Origin of the sequence: Sphingobacterium sp. UBA5789 (assembly GCF_002418355.1) — a bacterium.
GTDB lineage: Bacteria > Bacteroidota > Bacteroidia > Sphingobacteriales > Sphingobacteriaceae > Sphingobacterium.
In genome coordinates this window covers 836,109-860,816 of sequence record NZ_DIDX01000001.1, presented here as the reverse complement: position 1 = coordinate 860,816, position 24,708 = coordinate 836,109, and the positions used below count along the sequence as shown (strand labels likewise).

The 24,708-nt window shown below is 41.6% G+C and carries 11 protein-coding genes; 8 read left to right on the top strand and 3 right to left on the bottom strand.

The window, feature by feature from the left end:
• The 4 genes from B4B65_RS03775 to B4B65_RS03760 are packed head-to-tail and all read left to right on the top strand — an operon-like array spanning position 1 to position 7,095.
• Positions 1–3,042, top strand: coding sequence for a TonB-dependent receptor domain-containing protein (locus tag B4B65_RS03775; protein ID WP_293913449.1), 3,042 nt, complete (start codon positions 1–3; stop codon positions 3,040–3,042).
• A 4-nt stretch (positions 3,043–3,046) separates the two neighbouring features.
• Positions 3,047–4,381 (top strand): DUF4876 domain-containing protein, encoded by a 1,335-nt coding sequence (locus B4B65_RS03770; protein ID WP_293913447.1) that lies wholly within the window; start codon positions 3,047–3,049, stop codon positions 4,379–4,381.
• Positions 4,382–4,394: 13 nt separating this feature from the next.
• Positions 4,395–5,936, top strand: a complete 1,542-nt coding sequence (locus tag B4B65_RS03765) for a DUF6850 family outer membrane beta-barrel protein (protein ID WP_293913445.1) — start codon at positions 4,395–4,397, stop codon at positions 5,934–5,936.
• Positions 5,937–5,949: 13 nt separating this feature from the next.
• Positions 5,950–7,095 (top strand): cytochrome-c peroxidase, encoded by a 1,146-nt coding sequence (locus B4B65_RS03760; protein WP_293913443.1) that lies wholly within the window; start codon positions 5,950–5,952, stop codon positions 7,093–7,095.
• 202 nt (positions 7,096–7,297) lie between these two features.
• On the opposite strand, the gene B4B65_RS03755 is transcribed toward B4B65_RS03760, so the two are convergent.
• The 3 genes from B4B65_RS03755 to B4B65_RS03745 all read right to left on the bottom strand — a co-directional run bounded on the left by B4B65_RS03755 (position 7,298) and on the right by B4B65_RS03745 (position 12,762).
• Positions 7,298–10,240, bottom strand: a complete 2,943-nt coding sequence (locus B4B65_RS03755; RefSeq protein ID WP_293913441.1) for a M16 family metallopeptidase — start codon at positions 10,238–10,240, stop codon at positions 7,298–7,300.
• A 33-nt stretch (positions 10,241–10,273) separates the two neighbouring features.
• Positions 10,274–10,723, bottom strand: coding sequence for a protein-disulfide reductase DsbD domain-containing protein (locus tag B4B65_RS03750; RefSeq protein WP_293913439.1), 450 nt, complete (start codon positions 10,721–10,723; stop codon positions 10,274–10,276).
• A 263-nt stretch (positions 10,724–10,986) separates the two neighbouring features.
• Positions 10,987–12,762 carry an aminopeptidase P family protein gene (locus B4B65_RS03745; protein WP_293913437.1) on the bottom strand — a complete coding sequence of 592 codons (1,776 nt, stop codon included), beginning with the start codon at positions 12,760–12,762 and terminating at the stop codon, positions 10,987–10,989.
• Between the two features lie 144 nt (positions 12,763–12,906).
• Here B4B65_RS03745 and dacB point away from each other — a divergent pair, with 144 nt between their 5' ends.
• The 4 genes from dacB to sprA all read left to right on the top strand — a co-directional run bounded on the left by dacB (position 12,907) and on the right by sprA (position 24,626).
• Positions 12,907–14,334 carry a D-alanyl-D-alanine carboxypeptidase/D-alanyl-D-alanine endopeptidase gene (dacB, locus tag B4B65_RS03740; protein ID WP_293913435.1) on the top strand — a complete coding sequence of 476 codons (1,428 nt, stop codon included), beginning with the start codon at positions 12,907–12,909 and terminating at the stop codon, positions 14,332–14,334.
• Between the two features lie 120 nt (positions 14,335–14,454).
• Positions 14,455–16,734, top strand: coding sequence for an NADP-dependent malic enzyme (locus tag B4B65_RS03735; RefSeq protein ID WP_201681540.1), 2,280 nt, complete (start codon positions 14,455–14,457; stop codon positions 16,732–16,734).
• 120 nt (positions 16,735–16,854) lie between these two features.
• The gene (ruvA, locus tag B4B65_RS03730; RefSeq protein WP_201681539.1) at positions 16,855–17,439 is read left to right on the top strand and encodes a Holliday junction branch migration protein RuvA; all 585 of its coding nucleotides are present in this window, start codon (positions 16,855–16,857) and stop codon (positions 17,437–17,439) included.
• Between the two features lie 161 nt (positions 17,440–17,600).
• Positions 17,601–24,626: a cell surface protein SprA gene (gene sprA / locus B4B65_RS03725; RefSeq protein ID WP_293913432.1), complete on the top strand. Its 7,026-nt coding sequence runs from the start codon at positions 17,601–17,603 to the stop codon at positions 24,624–24,626.
• Positions 24,627–24,708 lie beyond the last annotated feature (82 nt).

The following is a 24,708-nucleotide window of genomic DNA, read 5'->3' as shown; positions in this document are numbered from 1 at the left end:
ATGAACACACCTATCCATTACCGGCTCAAAAAAGCAATTGCAATCTTGTTTTTTTTGAGTTCCGCGACCTGTATGTATTTTGCTCAGGGGCAGCAAAACATACAACTTCACTTTCAAAATAAGCCTCTGAAAGAAATCTTTTCAGCTATAGAACAACAAACGGATTACAGTTTCCTGTTTGACGAAAATGTGGTTAATATAAACCGCAAGATTAGTATCCGATCCACCGCAAATATCACCGCTACACTGAATCAGCTGGAGAATATGACTTTTCTTGATTTTCAGATTTCAGGCAGAAATATTTTAGTAAAACGTGCAGGTATTGCCCGCCTTAGCGGAAAAGTACTGGATGAAACAGGGGAACCTCTGTCATCCGTTTCCGTTTATCTGAGAGAGTTTAACCAGTACTTTTTTACGGATAAAGAAGGACAGTTTACATTCACCTATCCTGTTTCAAGAGCACAGGAAATAAACCTGAGTTTTACCATGCTTGGCCGTCAGGCGCAAAACAAAAAGGTAACGTTGGGCACTTCAGATATCCGTTTACCTCACACTACCTTACCTGTACTGAGTGTGGGACTCGAAGAGATCGCTATTAATCCAAAGGTCAATCAGAATCTGCAAAGTAATTCGTCCCTGTTTATCAATCGGGAAGTGATCGAACAGTCCGGAGCACTAAGTCTCGGAGATCTACTGAATCTTATCCCGGGTCAGAAAATAGCACCTCCTTCCCTTCAGCAGGTTCAGCAGGCGACATTACGCAGTTCTGTTCTGCAAACCAACTCTGCTTCTACACGTGATCCTTTTTCATTGAACAGCTCGTTTGGAGTTGCCATCATTATGGATGGTATTGCCATCTCCAACAATGCAAATATGCAAACCCGCAATCCCGGCATCTCCGGAATGGGAGAATCGTACGTTAATGGATTTATTTCATCTCTGACGGGAAGTGCGGACCGCCAGAGAAGATATACAGGTGATTATACTTTTGGAGGTACAGATCTCCGGCAGATCGCCACAGATAATATTGAAAGTGTGGAAATTGTTGCCGGTGTACCCTCAGTACGCTACGGAGATATGACAGATGGCGCTATTATCGTTAACCGAATTGCCGGAAATACGCCACTCAATTTCAGTCTGCAACTCCGGGATAATGCAACTTCATATGGTCTATCGAAAGGCTTCAGTACAAAAAAAATAGGTTCGTTTAGTTTTGGAGCCAATTTCATCCGCTCCTTTATGGATAACAGGGATAAGCTCAAATCCTATGACCGCCTGGGTACAAATATGATGTGGAGCACCGCTGCCGGTAAAGAACGTGCTTTTACCAATACCTTTTCACTGGATTACGGACGCAACCTGGACAATATCAGGCGTGATGCTGATGACCCTACAGGCACCTTTATTAAATTCAGATCGTACAATTTTTCTGTTGGTAACAGAAGTAACTACCGTGTAGACAATAGTTTTATTACCAATATCGGGCTCAACTTACGTTATAGCCAAAATTATCAAAACACCTATCAGGAACAGGAAAAGAACGAACTTTTCACCATTTACACAGATGCAACAGAACCCGGAATTACACAGGGCACCTACGGTCCGGGGATATACACAGCTGTAACTAACATCGAAGGTAAGCCTATAGATTTTAGCGGAAGGCTGGATCTTACCGGACAAATCAAAACCGGAGCCATTGAGCATCAGATCAATTTCGGAGCCAGCTACAACTATTCCAAGAATAATGGTAAAGGGCAGATTATTGATCCTACCAGACCACGCAACAATACCACCACAGCAAATGGTGACAACCGCTCTGAGCGATATTATGATTTTTCAAGGATTCATGCACAGAATAATTTCGGTCTTTATGCGGAAGATTTCTTCCGTGCAAAGATTGCAGACCGCAATTTAAATGTAAGAGCTGGATTACGTATGGATGTATTTGAAGGATATACAACCTTTTCGCCACGCACAAATGTGAACTATGAAATATTACCAAATCTCCGGTTGGGCGCTGCATTAGGACTAAGCTCAAAGGCTCCGGCCCTTGCCCAGCTTTACCCGGGACCTGTTTTCTACGAAATCCCGCTTTTCCAGAAAACAGCTCTTACTCCAAACGGAAGTATTGACGAAGCCAACAGTCTTTATCTGCTTTACGTAGACAAATATACTCCTGACAATGCAAATCTTAAACCTTCAACATCCCGTCAGTTAGAGTTTTCTTTGCTGTATGAATTAAAAGAGTTCAGCATGTCCATGAACGTATATAAAAAGAATACGGACAGAGGAATTACAACAATTAATGAAGTAGAGCGCATTACGCTTGCACAATATATCAACAATCCGGATCCGAATGCAGACTTACCTTATGTCATCTCCGGAACCAAAAACTACAGTCTGTCCAGAAATCTGTTTGTCAACGGTAACCGTACGGAAAGCAGAGGGGTAGAATTACTCCTAAGCACGCCAAAATGGAAAGCTATACAGACTTCTTTTAATGTACGCGGAGGATATGTAGAAACCAGTTACAATCCCATTCAGAACAGAAGGTCGTTCACAAACTCAACTACGAACACCGAATATGCTACAACAGGTGTATATCCTGCAATGAAAAGGATCACTTCTTCGAGCAACGCCGCATTTACAAGTAGTACACATATTCCAAAAGCAAAACTGCTTATCAACTTTATTGCAGAATTCAATCTGCTGCGAAGAACAAATACAGAAGCTTCTGATGGTATCCCTGTAGGCTATTACACAGAAGACGGACGTTACTTTACCATTGAAAACTTCGATGTAACCAATCTTAACTACGGGCACCTTTTGGTGCCGGAAGCAGAGGTAAAAAATGAAAATCAGCCGGGAGTATATACCAATTTTCATTTAAATCTCTCTAAAGAAATCAGTAAACGACTGGTGCTGGCATTCAATGTTTACAATGTATTTAATTACAGACCTCAATTCAAACGTGCAGACAATAGTATGGTGATCCCGAATGGCAAACCGACCTATGGCGCACAGCTCAGACTAAAACTCTAACACTATGAAAATCGTTCTTTGTACTACATATCTGCTAATTGCATCCATGGGTCTCGTTTCCTGTCGTAAAGACTGGATTCCGGAAAACCATCCCGTCGATATCGGGATCGATGTAAAGTTTTACAGCACGGAATATGACGAAAAATTATCACCCTCAGGAGCTGAAGTGAAGATCATGACCATAAAAGGAGATCTTATATTCAGTGGCAAAACGGATCAAAAGGGTCATTTAAGCATACCACAACTGGCCCCGGACAATTACCGTGTACAGGCCACCAAGCTATACAATTTTGCTGAATTCAATACATTACTGGAGAGAGCAGAGGAATCTGACATTGCTTTCAGCAGTCTGATCACAGACTATACGGTCAATCCAAATAACCCTACCAGTCTGAATCTTTCTTTGCAGGCGGGACAGTATAGTCCGTTAGTTATCAAACAGCTTTATTATGCCGGATCCAGCACCACTCAGGGAGCCAGCTTCAGAGATCAGTTTATTGAGATCTATAACAACTCGGCTGAAGTACAATATGCAGATAGTCTGTATATAGGAGAAGCAATGGGGACACTGAATGCAAGCACCACATATGCATACCAGCCTGTTAGTAAACAATACGACTGGAGTAAATCATATGGTATGCCTGCAAATATCAATGCCAATGAGGATTATGTTTATGCGCGTACGGTGCTGATGATTCCTGGAACAGGAAAACAATATCCTATAAATCCCGGTGAAAGTATCGTGATCGCAGCAACAGCTATCAATCACAAAAGTCCTTATTCAGGTACTGATGGAAAAGAAATTTCTGTTAAAGATCCAAGTCTGACAATCGATCTGAGTAATGCAGATTTTGAAGCACACTACGCACCCTACCTGGGAACTGTACGTCCTCTGGCGTCTGATGTGGATAATCCGAATGTCCCAAATCTGACCGTTTTCAAGTTTAGTGGTACAGATCTTATAATGAGTGTCGCTGCACAGCAGAGTTGGTTTATTTTCAGAAATGGAAATTTAGGTGAATTTGACAAATGGCCTAGCTATGATTATCCGTTTGCGGATGGCCGTGTGAAAACAGGAGTATATTTACAAATTCCGGTGGCAAATATTCTGGATGCAGTAGACCTGCAATCGGCTATTACGAACACTAACTATCCTAAAAAGTTCAATGCTGAAATTGATGCTGGACAAAAATCCGTAACCGGAGGACAGAACTCTTCCAATTCTATTATCCGGAAAACAAAAGAAATCATCAACGGCAGGAAAGTTCTTTCGGATACCAATAACTCTACTGAAGATTTTATAACGATCAAAGCCGAACCGCGGGCTTTTGCTAATTAATTACATCTATAAAATGAAACCCAACATATTCATCTATATTCTTTCCTTTGGATTTGTCTTCCTCCCCTATTTCTGTAAAGCACAGCAGCATACATCAGAAATAGATACGGTACAGCAAACCTTACGTTATTTCTCCATTGAGAGTCCTATGTGGCTCCAGGAAATGACGACTCCCCGCTTCACAAAACTTGCCATACAGTATGCCGGAGAACAGGGATCCTATCGGACTGCGCAGGACGCACAAAAAGCAAGAAATATAAACTTTGACAGTGAGGGAACTATCACTTTACAGGATGTACGCCTGTGGGGAAGGTTTGCCTATTCCAATATAGCAGAAGACAGTACCCGGTTTGGGCATCAGACGCGCCACAATCTTTCTGCTCCTTTATATTTTGCATCTTACGGTTTTAACCATTACGAACGTACCCTCTATACTATTCAGGCCAGAGGCCAGCGTTATTGGTCTGATCGCAAATTCTCCGTATTCGGGGGCTTGGATTATAACGTTGGTGATCATTTCAGCAACAATGATCCACGTGGAAGCATCGATGAAATCCGTCTCGATGCAAGCCTGGGCGGAAGTATCCGGATAGCTAAAGGTTTGGATGCAGGAACAGAAGCTTTATATGGTTACGGACAGGAAAATGTGGAAGTAGCTTTCAAAAACGAAAATTATAACTCAAGTCCTGTTAAATCTCCCTATCTCAACTACATCGTCAAAGGGTACGGCTGGCAGGTAAGAGATTACCTGACCAATATGTTCTACCAGAATGATTACCATCATATCGGAGCGAATGCCTATCTCTCCGCTCAGACTGCAGCTGGAAAATTTTACGCTAAAAGTGGATACAGATACGACCAGCAGAAGTACAGACAGGTATTGCGAAGTGAACAGCGCACTAATGAGCTGAATAATTATAAATTATATACCTGGTCTAACCAACTTATGTGGTTCCTCGCAAAAGATAACCGCTCATACAGGTTCACACTCCATACTGAAATCACAGACGGTAAAGACTTTGATGTTCAGAATAACATCAATAATTATATATACAGAAGTGAGGATTATACGGCTTCACTGGCTTATAGCCTTAGGGGTAAAAAATGGAATCAATACTATGAGCTGACATCAGGATGGAATGCAGAGAAACGTCATGACGGAGGCTCCGGAACGCTTTTGGATTATGGTATTTTCAGCTCTTCTGCTTCCGCAAACTACGCGTACAAACTGGCGGAAAACCAAAGTATAGAATTTGGCCTCACAGGACTATTAAGCCGCCCTACCAGAACAGTATGGGAACTGCCTGAAATCAATGAGAATGTATTCCACGAGTATGTTTTTTATCATGATATCCTTTTCAGAAGTGCCGAAACATGGGGTGGTAGAGCAAGAATAGCTTACAAGCATCCCATTTACAAGCATTATACAGGTCGTTTGTCATTGGAGGGAGGAATGCGTAAAGCCTCGCATTTTAAAACCATCGACAGAGCAAGTTTATCTATTCCCGGGAACAGAAGAACTGATTTTAAAATAAAAATGGAACTGATTTTCTAATAGACAAAAAAGAGTGAGAAGATACATTACTATTGCTGTTATATTAACAATACCGCTTCTGATAGCGGCATTCGATATACAATATCAACAAAAGGATTACAGCATTGCTGAATTAAGGCAACTGTACAGCAGCGGTGATATGACCCGGTGGCCACAGCCTCATATTGACGAGTCTGTCCGGACAGATTTTAAAGATATAGGTGTTTTGCCAAAGATGGTCTATCCCGATCAGAATCTTTACAGTAAGGCCAAAGAAACATTGGGGAAGAAACTATTCTTCGACCCCAGAATGTCTGCTTCTATGCAGATCTCCTGCGCCAATTGTCATGAGCCGCAATTAGGATTCGGAGATGGTAAAAGTCTTGCAAACGGCCACGGGAGAAGAATAGGAAAGCGCAATGCCATGACGCTATACAATGTCGGATATTACACTAGTTTTATGTGGGATGGCCGTGCAAGATCGTTGGAAGATCAGGTACTGCTCCCGACTCAGGATCATGTGGAAATGAACACCTCTTTGGAGATCCTGATCAAAAATTTAAAAAATATCAAAGGATATTATCCCCTGTTCAGGGACGCTTTTGGTGACGATCAGATCACACTGAATCGGGTACAGATGGCACTGGCTACTTTTGAGCGAAGTATAGTAAGTTATCCCAGCCGTTTTGACCGCTTCGTATCCGGAGACAGTACGGCTCTGAATGATGCGCAACTGAAAGGACTTCACTTATTCCGGACGAAAGCCCGCTGTATAAATTGTCACAACACACCGCTTTTCTCGGATAATAAATTTCACAATGACGGACAGACATTGTATGGAACTAAACAAGAGGATTTCGGGCACTACCATATCAGCGGAAAACAGGAAGATATTGGGGCTTTCCGAACACCATCTTTGCGGGAAACGAATCTGACAGGTCCATGGATGCACCACGGTAACTTCCCGACCTTAAGGGATGTCGTAGAGTTGTATAATCTTGGTAATCCTGCTCCTATACAACGCAGAGTAGTCGTAGACGAAAAAACACGCCCTATCCATTCTCCTTTATTAAAAAAACTCAACCTTACAAAAGCAGAGGTAGATGAACTGATTGCCTTTTTACAAGCCATCAGCTCCTCTACACAGCGAAGAGTAACCATACCGGAACTTCCGGAATAATGGAAACATTGTCTTTACAATCCCTCTAAAAAAGATAGCCCCAGAACGTTGTTCAGGGGCTATCTTTTTTATTATAAGAAAATTTATCTCTGATAGTATGGACACGCATCAAACACTTGTCCCGATTAAAAATTTCTAAAAAATTGGTTTTCCGTATTTGTCAACAGATATAATACGTCGACAACAACCCTAACAGATAATCTTAATATCCGAAGATCTCCTCAAGAGTCAGTTTCTTAACTTCTCCCAATTTCTTTAGATCTTCATCCTTCATACTATCTTCCTGAGCCACTATACAATACACATATGGTTTATGACTCATTTCTTTAGCATGGAAAGCTTTCAGATCCGAATAATTCAGTAAAGGAGCTTTTTCATAAATAGCTTTACGGATATCTGTTGTATTACCCAGGCGCTGAGCAGAAAGGTAACTCATCAGAATACCGGAATTGGTAATACGATCACTTGCCAGAGATTTCGTCAGACTGACCTTCGCAATTTCCAATGCTTTGGAAGACTCCGGAAGATCATTAAGCAATTCATTCATTCCGATTACAGCTTCATTAAATTTATCAGCTTGTGTACCTACGTAAGCACCCACCATATAATGATTTTCCTTTTTGTAAGGTTGTCCATAATAGGCGTAAGTGGAATAAGCCAATGCTTTCGATTCACGGATCGTCTGGAAGACAATACTACCCATACCGCCACCAAAATAGTTATTAAATAACGCTACAGTCGGTGATAATGCACTGTTGTACAGTTCCGAACTTCTGTGCCAGAATACTTCGGCTTGTTTCATATTGAAATTTGCAAACAGTACCTGATTACGGTCAGTTGGCAGCTCTGTAAATTTGGTTCCTTCCTGCACTTCTGTATATGCTCTGCGGTCCACTTTCAGCGGTTTCAATTCAGCCACCAGACTTGTTGAAGGTTTGGGTCCGAAATACAGAATAGTATGTCTCATGTTTGCAAAATCATGCAGCAGGCGAACCAGTTCTTCCGCTTTAATAGCATCCAGTTCAGCATCCGTAAAAGTATAGTTAAACGGATTTTTAGCGCCGTATTTAGCGTACGATTTCAGACCTTCCATAATCGCTCCCTTATTCTCCTTCGCATTAATACGGGATTTCTTTAATCTTGCTATATAAGAATCAAAAGCAGCCTGATCAACGACACAATTTTTCACAAGATCCTGAATCAGAGATACGGTCTTATCAAAATTTGTATTCAATCCGGATATAGAGATATTCGTTTCTTCATTTCCGGAAGACACCGAAAAGCTGGATGCCAACTTGTAGAATTCTTTACTGAAGTCTTCACTGCTTCTGTCTTTCGTGCCCAGAAACTCCAGATAACCAGCAGCAAGAGAGAGGAGTTTATTATTCCATTTCCCTATTTTATACTGATAAGTAAGGCTGAACAACTCATTGTCTTTATTCTGAACTGCTAATACTTCCGTATCAAATAACTTCGCTTTCTGCACATCTTTACTGTAATCCAACCATACAGGCTGAATAGCATTCTCCGGCATCATATCCACTTTTTTCAAAAAATCGGATTGATCTTCTCTGTTTACGGAGACAGGCGTAATTGCAGGCTTCACGACTTTCACTACTTTGTCATCCACACCCTGACGTTTGTAAACGGCAACATAGTTCTGGTCATTCAAATACTTGTTAGCGAAGTCTACAATATCTTTTTTAGTAATCTTCGATAAATTATCCAGATAGCTTACTTCAGAAGTCCAGTCCACATCTGTTACGAAAGCATCCACCAACTCCTCTGCCCGTGCAGTATAATTGTCATTTTGGGATATCTGAGACTTCTTCGCATTGTTGATAATAGAAGTAATCAGATCATCTGAAAAATCACCCTTCTTTAATTTCGTCAATTCCGCCAACACCAGTTGCTTTACATCATCCAGAGACTGGCCCTGAGCAGGATTTGCTTGCAGGATCAACATGGAATAATCCTTCAGGGAATACACAAAAGCTCCGGCTCCCAATAGTTTTTGGGATTTGACAAGATCTAAATCAATCAGACCTGCAGAACCGTTTGCCAGAATATCGCCCATCAGATTTAACATCTGCGCATCTTTGGAGGCTGCTCCCGGGAAACGAAAACCCAGCCACAGGAATTCTGCATTTGGCCCCTTCACTTCGCGGATAATCGGCTGTGTAATTGGTTTCTCAGGCGCAAATGTATAAGCCGGCACCTTCTTAGGCTGCATATATCCAAATATAGCATCTATTTTTTTGACAATATCTGTAGGGTTAAAATCACCAGACATAATCACACCCATGTTATTCGGAACGTAGTAAGTATCGAAATATTCACGTATTGCTGTCAGGGAAGGATTTTTCAGGTGTTCGACTGTACCGATAACGGTCTGCTTGCCATAGTTATTATTGGCAAACATCGCTTCAAACATGGCCTCCATAGTTTTGCGGCCATCGTTGTCAAGCCCTATATTTTTTTCTTCATATACAGCTTCCAGTTCGGTGTGAAAAAGCCGGAATACAGGATTTCGGAATCGTTCTCCTTGCACCGCCAGAAATTTGTCTACGACATTATTCGGAATATCTTCCACGTATACTGTTTGTTCAAATGAAGTGTATGCATTCGTACCGTCAGCCCCCATCCCACTCATCATCTTATCGTATTCATTGGCTATCGCAAACTTTGCAGCTTCTCCTGACACCTGATCAATCTCTTTGTAAATTTCTTTACGTTGGGTTTCATCTGTTGTAGAATTATATTTTTCATACAGCGCACTGATTTTATCCAGCAGTGGTTTTTCCTGAGCCCAATCCTTAGATCCGTACTTATCCGTACCTTTGAAAAGAAGATGTTCCAGATAATGCGCCAGTCCGGTATGATCCTTAGGATCTGTTTTGCTTCCGGCTTTCGTAACGACATAGGTTTGTATACGAGGCACTTTCTTACTTGGACTCAGTATAACGGTCAACCCGTTTTTTAAGGTATAAAAACGGGATTGTGTAGGATCGTTTGTTACATAACGGTATTTGTATCCACCCTCTGTATTTTCCTTCCACTGATATTTTTGTGATTGTGCAAAGCCAGCACTGCCAGACAGAGCAACAAACACAAGTAGTGTAATTGATTTTAAGGTTTTTCTCATGATTCCTTATCTATTAATTGGCCAACAAAATAGTTACTTTATGGCTATTTTAAATGCAATTTCTTCCGGAGGAAGACACTGCTTATCATCGCATACCATAAATTCGACCGTACCCTGAACAACAGGTGATTTTGTATTGAGTTTGATTTTCTGTTGGAAAACAACCTCATTTTCAAAATAACTGACAGTCATTTTAAAAGTGTCTTCAAATTTTGCTATTGCCTTTGGTTCAAGTGTCTTTCCGATCAAACCGTATTCTTTGCCTGGCTTGAAAGTAAATTTAGTCTTCACAGGACCTCCCTCGGCCATATTCTGAGAGTAGATATGCCAGCCTTTATCAATTTGGGCTTTCATATACAACATAGCTTCTTTGTCATTGATTTTTTTGGCAGCATAAGTCCATTTTACAGGATTCAGAATCTGTGCCTCAGCCACTCCTCCCAAAAAGAGAATAGCCAACAAAGTGAAAAATACGTGTTTCATCTTGATTTGTTATTAATGTTAATGTGAGACTTTTGCCGGGTAGGCGTCAAAGTGAGTTTATAATTATTATCAAATATTAAAGCACTAAATTAAAGCAAAGACCTTAATACTCAATAGGGTTACAAAATTTCCGTAAAATTTATTGAAATAATGCTTTTTTCAATAAATTTTACAGGCAAAAGTCAGATAAAACACTGTAAACCAGTAAATTTTAAATAAACAACAAGCTCCTGCGAAATACAGGAGCTTGTTGTTACCTTCAATTAGATGGCTTTGCACTTTTCAGCTAACCATACTTTTTCCTCTTCAGTCAGTCTTGGAGAGACCTGATCATATACCCATTGATTATATTGATTCAACCAGTCTACATGCGATTGATCCAGTAAGGATTTTTCGATGAGATCTGTGGTGATATAACAGATGGTTAACGTCTCAAAATTCAGAAAATCTCCAAATTCGCTGGATTCCAAATTCTTAGTAAGCACCAGATTTTCTATTCGTATGCCGTGTTTCCCTACTCTGTACAATCCGGGCTCGATAGAAGTAATGGTTCCCGGATCTACTGCTACATCAATATTAGAAGGGTTGAAAGTATGAGGCCCTTCGTGTACATTTAAGAAAAATCCGACCCCATGTCCTGTTCCGTGACCATAATTACGCAACGTTTGCCAGATCGGGCGACGTGTAATCGCATCGATCTGATATCCACGGGTACCAACGGGAAATATGGCTTGTGAACCTTCGATTGTACCTTTCAATACAATTGTATAATCCTCTTTCTCTTCCTGCGTAATATGTCCCAGAGAGATTACCCGAGTTATATCTGTAGTACCTGTTTTGTATTGACCACCCGAGTCTACCAGTAAAAGTCCTCTTGACTCCAACGTCGAACTGCTTTTTTCCGTTGCGGAATAATGAGGAAGAGCACCATGTTCCAGATATCCGGCTATGGTATTGAAACTCACATCTACAAATCCTTCCTGAGCTGCTCTGAAACCTCTCAGCTTATCTGCAATCGAAAGTTCGGTCAGTGTTCCCGAAGCAACATTCTCTTCTACCCATTTAAAGAATTTTGTCATCGCAACACCGTCATTGATCATGGTCTGGCGGGTATGTGCTATTTCCGTATTATTCTTGATCGCCTTGAGAGACGTTGATGGATTCAGTTTTTCGGTAATCTTAACCGTATCCGGAATACGATCATAGATTGCAAAACAAGTACGCTTAGGATCAATAAGAATAGTCGTATCTGCCAGAGCATCTATGGCGCTGAATATTTCTTCGTACGGGTGAACTTCAACACCAGACTGTGCCAGAGAAGAAACTGCGTCTTCATTCAGTTTAGATGGTTCAATAAATAAGGTCGCCTTTGAGGCTGATATCAGCGCAAATCCAAGCACTACCGGATTACAAGGCACATCCTGACCCCGGATATTAAACAGCCATGCCAGATCATCAAGCGAAGAAACCAGATGATATTCAGCTCTGTTTTTCTGCAATACCTTACGTACTTCTTCCAGCTTGGATGCAGTAGACTGCCCGGTGATCCCTTCATCAAGCAAGTAAGCCGGAGCCAGCGGTAAAGAAGGACGATCAGTCCAAAGTGGAGACAGCAGATCGGCATGACCATTCACATGGATTCCTACAGGCGTCAAGGTCTGTTGTACAGCCTGAGCGACCTGCAGAGAGGCCAGATTACCATCAAACGCAACAGTAGCCCCGACCGGAAGCTTATCAGCCATCCAATCGGCATACTCCGCACTACCTTGTACCTTTAATTTAACAAGTTCAAATCCCGTACCTGACAATTGTTCATTGGCCTGTACAAAATAACGGGAGTCAGTCCACAACCCGGCAAAATCCTGAGTAATCGCTAATGTACCTGCAGAACCGGTAAAACCCGATACCCAGGCGATGCATTTATATCTTTCCGGTAAATATTCGCTGATATGCGGATCAGAAGAAGGAATAATGTAGCCATCAATTCCCTGCTCTTTCATTAATCCACGGATTGCAGCCAATTTTTCTAGATGATTCATGGTATGTATATTTTAAGGAGGCAAGTTAGGCAATTCAACAATAACTCACGAAACGGGTAATCAAGTTTTGACAATTTAAAAACGAATGAAAATCATACCCATCAATTTTCAATATGCTATATTTGTCTTACATTCTATTGATTTATGAAGAGACTATTTTTTCAAACACTACTACTGACACTCTGTGCAAACACATTCATGATCAATATTTTTGCACAGGATTCGAAGGCAATTCAACAGGCTTACAGCAATTTTGAACAGCAAGCCAATCTCAAATATGGCATAGCATCATTAACGGTACTAGATTCCAAAACAGGAAATGTGCTCTTTTCCAAAAATGGTCAGACCGGACTTCCTACAGCTTCCACGCTCAAAGTCATCACCTCAGCTACTGCTTTAGATCTTTTAGGTCCAAATTTCACCTTTAAAACAAAACTGTACTATACAGGTGAGATTGATAGCCTGGGCACTTTAAAAGGAAATATAATTATTGAAGGTGGAGGCGATCCTACCCTGGCCAGTTCGAGGTTTGAAGGAATGAACGAAGAGACCTTATTGAATAAATGGGTCTACGCCATCCAGAATGCAGGGATCAAATGTGTAGAAGGAAGTATTATCGGTGATGACCGCTTTTTCAATGGCAATACCGTTCCGGGAGGATGGATATGGACAGACATCGGCAATTACTATGGAGCAGGGGTTTCCGGACTCAACTGGCGAGAGAACAGTATTGGTGTGCAATTTAAAGCGGGAAATACAGCAGGCTCAAAGGCAACACTAACCGCGATGACTGTAGACTCCTCTTACCTGGACATTCACAATGAAACATTAACAGGTCCGAAGGGATCCGGAGATAATGTATATGCCTATTCTGCCCCGTATTCAACCCGGATTTATATCAGAGGAACATATGGTCTGGATCTTAAAAAAACAATCGAAATTGCAGTTCCCGATCCGGCATTCGATGCTGCTTTTCAACTGCAAAAATCTTTGCGAAGAGCCGGCATATTGACAGAAAACGAACCTCTAACCGGCAAACAGCTGACAGAAAGAGGCGAAACTATAGCGAAAGACAGAAAAGAACTGGATGTGCACGAATCTCCGAAGATGCAGGATATTGTATACTGGTTCAACCAGAAAAGTATCAATCTCTACGGAGAGACATTATTGAAGACGATCGGTATGTACAGCGGGCAAAAGATCGAAACAGCAGATGCGGCTGATATGGTGAAAAAATTCTGGAAGGCAAAACTGAATATCCCGGAAGGCGAACTTAACATCGTTGACGGTTCGGGCCTGTCTCCACAAAACAGAGTGACTTCTCTCGCAATGGCAAAAATAATGAACTACGCCCGATCACGTAACTGGTATGAAATTTTCTACAAGAGTCTGCCCACATACAATGAGATGAAGATGAAAAGCGGAACTATAGGAGGCGTACTGGGCTATACCGGATATCAGACTTCTAAGGCAGGTCAGGAATATACTTTTACCTTATTAGTCAATAACTACGAGGGGACCGGATCGGCTATGCGTAAGTCTATGTTCGGCTTACTCGACATCCTGAAGTAAAAAATTCGTTCAAATGCCAGATTTTTTGAAGTTTAATACCTTAAAAATATTGTTCTCCGAAAAAGAAGATTACATTTGTAGCCTTAAATAAGTAAATAACTGAAATAAGTATAGTGTATAATGAGTAAAATTAATCGCAAGCAGGAAGCCTTAAACTACCATTCAAAAGGACGTCCGGGCAAGATCGAGGTAGTGCCTACAAAACCTACTAATTCACAGAGAGACCTATCATTAGCATATTCTCCGGGTGTAGCTGAGCCATGTCTGGCTATCGCTGCTAACAAAGAAGATGCGTATAAATATACAGCAAAAGGAAACCTTGTTGCGGTTATCAGCAATGGTACTGCAGTATTAGGTCTGGGAGACATCGGAGCACAAGCCGGAAAACCAGTAATGGAAGGTAAAGGACTGTTGTTCAAGATATTTGCTGACATTGATGTTTTTGACATCGAGCTGGACACCAAAAATGTAGATGAGTTTGTCAATATCGTAAAAGCACTGGAACCTACTTTCGGAGGAATCAATCTGGAAGATATCAAAGCACCTGAATGTTTTGAGATCGAAAGACGCCTGAAAGCAGAAATGTCAATTCCTGTTATGCATGATGATCAACACGGTACAGCCATCATTTCTGGTGCAGCTCTGATTAATGCTTGTGAATTACAGCACAAAGATATTTCAGAAGTAAAAATCGTGGTTAACGGAGCCGGAGCAGCAGCGATCTCTTGTACAGGTATGTATATGTCTGTAGGTGCTAAGAAAGAGAACATCGTGATGCTGGACAGTAAAGGTGTAATCCGCAGCGATCGTGAAAATCTGGATAAAATGAAAGCAGAATTTGCTACAGACCGTGATATCCATACATTAGCAGATGCATTAAAAGATGCGGATGTATTTATCGGTCTTTCTGCAGCAGATGTGATGACAGAAGAAATGCTGTTATCCATGGCAGATAAACCGATCGTATTGGCAATGGCTAATCCGAATCCGGAAATCGCATATGATCTGGCTGTAGCGACACGCTCAGATATTATCATGGGTACAGGCCGTTCGGATTATCCTAATCAGGTAAACAATGTACTTGGATTCCCTTATATCTTCCGTGGTGCACTGGACGTAAGAGCAACAGGTATCAATGAAGCAATGAAAATTGCCGCTGTAAAAGCGATTGCTGATCTGGCAAAACAGTCTGTTCCGGAAGCAGTAAACCAGGCGTACAATGCTAATAATTTGAAATTTGGTATAGACTATATCATTCCAAAACCAAACGATCCAAGATTGATTACAGAAGTTTCGGTAGCTGTCGCTAAAGCAGCAATCGAATCAGGTGTAGCCCGTTTGCCAATCACAGACTGGGATAAATATAAAGAAGATTTGCGCCAGCGCATGGGTAAAGATGACCGCATTATGCGCGATCTGACCATGGTGGCCAAACGTGATGCTAAACGCGTTGTATTTGCGGAAGCAGATAATTACAAAATTCTTCGTGCAGCACAGATCGTCAAAGAAGAAGGTATTGCAATTCCGATCTTATTAGGTAAAAAAGCAAAAATCAACAAATTGATTGATGATTATGCATTGGAACTGGAAGGTGTGGAAATCATAGATCCTGTAGAAGAAATCGAATCTGAGCGTTATCAGAAATTTGCGGATCACCTGTATAAGAAAAGACAACGTCGCGGTCTTTCCAGACTGGATGCTGAAAAAATGTTACTGGATCGCAATTACTTCGGAGCAAGTCTGGTCGAATTTGGAGAAGCAGATACGCTTATCTCGGGTATGACTAAGAATTATGCGAAGACCATCAGACCTGCTCTTCATGTTATTGGTGCACAGCCTGGCAGCAAGATCGCAGGGATGTATATGATGCTGACTGAAAAAGGACCAGTTTTCTTCGGAGATACGACTGTAAATGTAGATCCTTGTGCGGAAGAATTAGTGGATATCACAGTATTACTGGACAAAGCTATACGTAAGATGGGTATTGAGCCACGTATCGCATTATTATCATACTCTAACTTTGGGTCTAACGATGGCAAAACGCCTCAGAAAGTTCGTAAAGCAGCACAGTTACTGCACGATCAATATCCGTCCATCATCGTAGATGGTGACTTACAGGCCAACTTTGCTATGAATCCGGAAATGCTCACAGCAAATTTCCCGTTCAGCAATTTAAACGGTCATGCAGCTAATACCTTGGTTTTCCCTAATCTGGAATCTGGAAACATCGCTTACAAACTGCTTCAGGAGATTGGAAATGCAGAAGCGGTCGGTCCTATTTTATTAGGAATGAACAAACCAGTACATGTATTACAACTGGACAGTTCTGTCCGTGAGATTGTTAATATGGTCACTATTGCCGTAGTAGACGTACAGTCTTACCAGAAAGGCAGACAATAATATAACTGATGGAGACTGCCTGCTGTAAGGACTTACAAACGGCAGGCAGACTCCATTCCTTTTGAATATGGAAGATTAAAAACATACCTTTAGGTTTTTACTTTTGAATCTTACTTGAATATGTACGAATATTTTAACGGTAAATTAGTTTTTAAAGCCCCTACCCATGTCGTTTTGGATGTAAACGGGATCGGCTACTATATCCATATTTCACTCAACACCTTTTCACTGATCAAAGATCAGGAAAACTGTAAATTATTTATTTCATTCCAGGTACGTGAAGATTCGCAGACCCTTTTTGGTTTTGCAACCGAAGGCGAACGCCAGCTTTTCGAACATCTTATTTCCGTATCCGGTATCGGTCCTAATACAGGCCGTATGATCCTCTCCTCTATTACCCCTGAAGAAATTCAGTCTGCCATTATCAACGGACAGGTAGCAGTGATCCAGAAAATAAAAGGAATCGGTCCTAAAACAGCACAACGCCTCATTCTGGAATTACAGGATAAACTCAAAAAACAAGGCCCGGACGCACTCATCTCCCCTGTGATAAGTAAACAATCCGTTCCGGAAGAAGCACTCAGCGCACTCGTTATGCTGGGATTTGTTAAAAACCAGGCAGAGAAGGTTTTAAACACCATTATTAATACTGAACCTGACTTATCCGTCGAGCAACTTATAAAACTTGCCTTAAAGCGTTTGTAGAGCTATCTCTACACTTAATTAAACCCACATACCTATTATTCATTATGTTTCTCATAACTAAGAATATAATGGTTGTTTTGTTATACAAAATAGTTGATATTTGCATAATAGTTATATAACGAGATCAATTAATCTGTTGTGAAAAATTTAACGGCTACCATTTGAAGACAAACATTTACGCTTTAATCTTTGCTATTTTCCTGTTTTTTTTATGCGGGCAAACAAATGGGCAAACCATTCGTCCTGCGCAAAAAGAGCAGGATTCTACTGCTATTCCTTACCGGTTTAAGGACCATCCGTTTTTGAATATTCATAAACAATACAATCCGTTTTCTCTGGAGCATCCCAACAATATCAAAAGGGAAATTATTTATGACACCAAGTCAGGCCAGTATATCATCAAGGAAAATCTGGGAGCCAAACAATATCGTCCCCCACTTTATCTGACATTGCCTGAATTTCGTGATTATGAAGCCAAGCGATCACAGAAAAATTATTGGGAAGAGTTAGCCGATAAGAATCTTGCAGAAGAACGCCGCCGCCGTCTGTTTCCGGTTATCGAAATCGAAAGTCCGGCTTTTGAACGTATTTTCGGAGGAAACAAAATCGATCTTATTCCACGTGGAAGCGCAGATATTACCCTGATGGGGCAATATAATAACAATGCGAATCCCATGTTTGATGAGACAAGACGCAAACAGTGGGGATTTGATTTTGACCAGCAGATCAATATGAACCTTACAGGTCATATCGGCACACGCGTAAAGATCAATGCCAATTTTAACTCAACAGCACAGTTCGACTTTGAAAATCAGATTCGTTTTGACTATGTTGCTAAAGACGATGATATCTTACGCCGGCTGGAAATTGGTAACGTCTCCATGCCCTTGAATTCGACATTGATTCAGGGGGTACAATCCTTATTCGGGGTCAAGGCACAGCTTCAGTTCGGACGCCTCAACTTCACCGGATTACTCTCACAGCAACGTTCCAGACAAAAAGAGATAACCATTACAAACGGTGCACAGGAAAGCGAATACACTTTACAGGCTGACAACTACGAAGCCAATCAGCACTATTTCTTGTCGCAATATTTCAGAGAAAACTATAACCGTACACTGGCGCTTGCTCCTATTATCAATACCAATATCAATATATCACAGGTGGAGGTATGGCTGAGCAACCGTTCCAATTCCTATGAAGATGCCCGTGATGTCATGGCCCTGATGGATTTAGGAGAATATCAACCCTATAATAATCTCATCAGCCCCGGAAGTTCCAGACTTCCCTCCACTGGTATTCCTAATGAAAACAATGCAACCGTATCCAACAACCTGTTGTCTCTGTTAGGCGATAACGGACGTCAATCTAATGGTACATTTGTACAGAGTTTCTTTGCCGGCTCGGGAGCGAACGACAACTATGCCAAGATGACTTACGCCCGTAAGCTGATTGAGAACCGAGACTTTACTATAGACAGAAAACTCGGATACATTTCCTTAAATCTTCCGCTCAATGCCGATCAGGTGCTCTCCGTAGCTTATCGCTATACGGCTAATGGCAGAGAGTATCAGGTGGGTGAATTCAGTACAGATATTCCGGTGACACCATCCGATCCCAAGATGCTGTATACAAAACTGTTGAAGAATGAGACCTTAAAACCCAAACTACCTATATGGGATCTGATGATGAAAAACATCTATGCTCTGGGTGCTTACAATGTCTCCAATTCCAACTTTATTCTGCAGATCTACCGTACAGAAGACGAAACCGGAACAGAACGACCGGCTATATATGAAGGTCAGCGAACGGCTGAAAAAACATGGCTGGAACTGACAGGCCTTGACCGCCTCAATCAGCAGCAGGCACAATCTCCAGACGGATATTTTGATTATCTGGAAAACATTACCATTGAACCTAAAAAAGGAAAACTGATATTTCCGGTGGTCGAACCTTTCGGCAGAGACCTGGCCAGTCAGTTTATTACCGGATCTGAACAAGCCCTGATTGATAAATATACATATCCGGAATTATACGATTCCACCAAGGTCATAGCTCAACAGCAATTCCCGAATAAAAACAGGTACCGTATAAAAGGCAGATACAATTCGGCAATGGGTACCGAATACCAAATCGGAGCCTATAATATTACAAGAGGATCCATTCAGGTCATGGCCGGCGGAGCTCTTCTGCAGGAAGGTGTAGACTATACGATCGATTATGAGATAGGGCGTCTGCGTATACTCAATGAAGCACTGATGCTCTCGGGTCAACCCATACGGGTGACGGTGGAAGATGATGCCATGTTCAATCTGCAGCAGAAGACACTGATGGGCGGACGGTTTGATTATCTCGTGAATGACCAGCTTCAGGTAGGTGCCACGATTATGAATCTGACGGAAAAACCTTTGACAGAAAAGGTGAATATCGGTGAAGAGCCAATGTCCAACACCATGTTGGGAGCCGATCTGACCTATAATGCACCTTCAAGATGGCTGACCCGAATGGTGGATAAACTCCCATTCCTGAGTACCAAAGAGGAATCAAACATTTCCTTCTACGGGGAATTTGCAAAATTGATACCCGGACATCCGAAAGGACTTGATACTCAAAACGGAACAACAGGAACTACTTATATAGATGATTTTGAAAACAGTGTATCTTACATTGATCTCAAAAACCAATATAGCTGGCAAATCTCCGGAACTCCACGCCTGTTTACAGAATCTAATCTCAGTGACGACCTCCGTTACGGATACAATCGTGCATTACTGGCCGTGTATAATATTGACCCTATTTTTTACCGTAATAACAGTCTGACTCCAACCAATATTACAACGGCAGAACTAAGCGACCACCGTGTACGTGAAGTTGGAGAAAAAGAGGTTTTTCCAAATAAAGATACACGCTCCGGCCAAAATGACTGGTTGCAGACCCTTGATTTTGCCTATTATCCTAATCTGAGAGGTCCGTATAACTATACAACTTCAGGGGTAAATGCTGACGGAACATTAGCCAATCCGAAAAGCCGTTGGGGAGGTATGTTTAGAAAGATTGATAATACCGATTTCGAAGCACAGAATATTGAATTCTTAGAAATGTGGATGATGGATCCTGTCCTGACAAACCCGAATAAAGATGGTGGTGACATTTACTTTAACTTAGGAAATATTTCAGAAGATATTCTAAAAGATGGCCGCAAGTCCCTTGAAAATGCGTTATCTCCGGTAGGAGATCTGTCTCAGGTAGATCAGACCAACTGGGGACGTGTTACGAAAAATCAGCCGGTTATTCAGGCATTCGACAGCGATAATGAAAGTCGTGAACGTCAGGATGTGGGTCTGGATGGACTGAGTGATGCGGACGAGTCTTCCTTCCACGGCAGCTTCTTATCTCAGCTTCAGGGGGTATTAAATCCTGCTGCCCTAGCGGAGATACAGAATGACCCTTCCAGTGACAACTATATGTACTTCCGCAGCCAGCAAATGGATCAGCAATCGGCAGGTATATTGAAAAGATATCAACGCTACAACGGTGTAGACGGTAACTCCAAAACAAATGAACAGTCACAACGTGACTTTGGCGTGCCTACCTCTGCCAGTACATTACTTCCTGATGGCGAAGATGTAAACCGTGATAACAATATGAATGAGATCGACGAATACTACCAGTACCGTATCTCTATCAGACAACAGGATATGATCGTAGGACAAAATCATATCGTAGATGAACAGACGACAAAAGTAACCCTGGCGAATGGCCAGCAGCAGGATATCAAATGGTATAAATTCCGCATACCATTGACACAATATGAAAGCAAATTCGGAGATGTACAGGATTTCAAATCGATCCGTTTCATCCGTACTTTCATGACTAATTTTACAGATACCGCAATAGTACGTCTCGCTAAACTGCAGTTTGTAAAAGGAGAATGGAGAAGATATAATCCTGAAAACAATCCTTCCAAAGTCATCAGCGATTATTCCATGGGTGTCGTTGCTTCAGATAATTCTATCTTTGATGTAGCGAATATCAATGTCGAAGAAAACGGGAAAAGAGATCCTATTCCTTATATACAGCCTCCGGGCATCAACAGACAGGTAGATTGGAGTAACAATAATTATAATGTAAGATTGAATGAACAGGCACTTAGTTTAGACGTCATCAATCTACGTGACGGATACGGCCGCGGGACATTCAAGACAACTTCTCATGACTTCAGACCATATGGCCGTATTGAGATGTTTATCCATGCGGAAGGAATGAACCTCAAGAATGGAGATGCACGCGCATTTCTGCGGGTAGGTACTGATGATAAATACAACTATTACGAATACGACATGCCGTTAGCGGTCACTCCATATGGTGCAACCTCCCCGGATCTGATCTGGCCAAATGAAAACCGGATGAACATTCAGATTCGTTTATTCCAGGATGCGAAGATGGCGCGTAGCAAAGCTACGCTAAACGGCCAGCCATGGCCGCTGGATGTACCATTTGAATATATGGATGGCAACAATCGTATTGTCGTATTAGGAGCTCCGGACATCAGTAAAGTCCGCTATTATATGATGGGGGTGCGAAATCCTCTAAAAGGCAGCTCGACCAGTAACTCAGCCGATGATGGAAGCAACATTACAGGATCATTCTGGTTTAATGAACTTCGTCTTACAGACTTTGATGATAAAGGAGGCTGGGCAGCAACAGCCCGCCTGAATCTGAAACTTGCAGATTTTGCAAACGTCTCTGTATCGGGAACTAAATCTACAATTGGATTCGGATTCCTATCTCAAAGAATGAATGAACGCCGCCGTTCTGAGGATATGTACTTTGACATCATGTCTAATGCTGAACTGGGAAAATTCTTCCCAAGAAATTACGGCCTTGTCATTCCGTTTTATTTCAGTTATTCTAAACAGACATCTACTCCGGAATACAATCCGTTGAATCCGGATATAGAACTGAACTCAGCATTAGCAACTATGTCTCGTAATCAGCAGGATTCATTAATGAGACTGGTACAGGACTATACAACACGTAAAAGTTTCAGTCTGACCAATGTCCGCAAGATCAGAACCAACAACGAAAAACCGATCAGACCATGGGACATTGAGAACTTCAGTGCGACATATGCTTACTCCGCATACAATCACAGAGATTTCTCCGTAGCCTCTTCGATTCAGCGCAACTATCGTGCAGCATTGGATTACAATTACAGTAACCCTTCTGTTAAGTTTATAGAACCGTTTAAAAATGTAATTAAATCTGATCACCTCAAACTGATCAGAGACATCAATTTCAACCTTGTTCCGTCATTGATTAATTTCAGAATAGATGTAAACCGGGTGTACAGTGAAAATACAATCCGGGATAATACCTCCGATAATGTGTTGCCGACATTGTATAATAAAAACTTCAACATGAGCCGTATTTACGGTATCAGCTGGGACCTGAGTAAATCCCTGCGTCTGGATTTCAATGCGACAAACTACTCCATCATTGATGAACCGGATGGTCGCTTGAATGGAATAAAACGGGATACCATGTGGAACAACTTCTGGAAAATGGGCAGAACCACCGATTATAATCACATGTTGAATATAGCCTACACTTTGCCTGTTTCCAAACTACCTTACATGGATTGGGTAAATGTAATAACCCGGTATGGAGCACAGTTTACATGGCAAAGTGAACCTCTGTTATCACTGCGCAGTCCGGATATAAACGTAGGAAACAGTATACAGAATAACCGGACAATACAGATCAATCCATCATTAAATATGGTTGGACTCTATAATAAATTTGGTTTTATCAGACGTAATTCCGGACGGAATGCAAAAGGTTCGAAAGCCTTCTTTATTCAGCTGTTGACATCTATACGCAAGATTGACGGAGCCTATACTAAAATCGAGGGAACGTATTTGCCAGGCTATCTTCCGAAGACAAAAGCTTTTGGATATGATTTTGAGGCCAACGCTCCGGGTTGGGGATTCCTGTTCGGTAGCCAAAGCGATATCCTTCAAAAAGCGATCAATAATAACTGGCTATCAACCGACTCTCTGCAGACGCAGCTGTTTACACGTTCTTTTGCAGAAAATCTTTCACTGGTTGCCAATCTCGAGCCTGTAAAAGGTCTTCGTATTGACCTTACGGCAGCACGTACAGACAATTACAATTACACAGCAACAGTAATGTATAATTCGGGATCAGGAACGTTTGAACGTGTTACGCCATTCACAACCGGTAACTACAGCATTACGCAGATTGCCATCACTACCGCATTCAAAAATCATCAGGATCTGTTCCAAAAGTTTGAAGAAAGCCGTATGGTAGCTTCCCAGCGTCTCGCACAAACCAATGCCAACTCAGTAGGACAAAGTGCAGACTTCTATGCAGATGGTTACGGAAAAGCACAACAGGATGTTGTAGTAAATGCCTTCTTATCTACCTACCTGGGAAAAGATGTCAGCAAGAATAAGCTGAGCAGCATACCACGTACTCCACTTCCTAACTGGCGTGTCAGCTACAACGGACTTGGCAAGCTACCGGGATTGAGCGATGTATTTTCTTCATTAACAGTTCTGCACAGCTATGCTTCCCAATATACAATCAGCGGGTACAGCTCAGTGATACGCTATGAAGAAAACGCAGGTGCACCTTCGGAGAGAGATATTAATAATAACTTCCTGCCGAAAAATCAGTTCCAGCAGATCTCTATTATTGATCAGTTTGTGCCTTTGGTAGGTTTAGATGCCCGATTCAAAAACAACATATCAGCAACTTCAGAATACCGCAAAAACCGAAATGTAAACTTCAGTCTGCAGAATAGCCAGATGGCAATTTTGACCGAAGAAGCATTTGTGCTGGGGGTTGGATTCAGAAAGAATAATTTCAGATTGCCATTCGGCTGGTTCAGCGACAGAAAAATGAATAACGATCTTAATTTTAAACTGGATGTAGCGATCAATGATCGTAAAACACTGGTCTACAGATCTGACCTGAATCGTTCGGAAGTGTCCACAGGTAACAAAAGTATCAGCTTCAATCCTACCTTAGATTATATGCTGAATCAGACCTACAACATACGTCTGTTCCTGAATACGAATTCTGTAAGACCTTATACCTCTCAGAATTACGCAACTTCTTATACCAACTTTGGTATCAATCTGAGAGTGATGTTCCAATAACGATTATTACATCAATATTAGAAAGGGATTGTTACATAGTAGCAATCCCTTTTTATTTATACCTGATTCCATAGCAGATAAT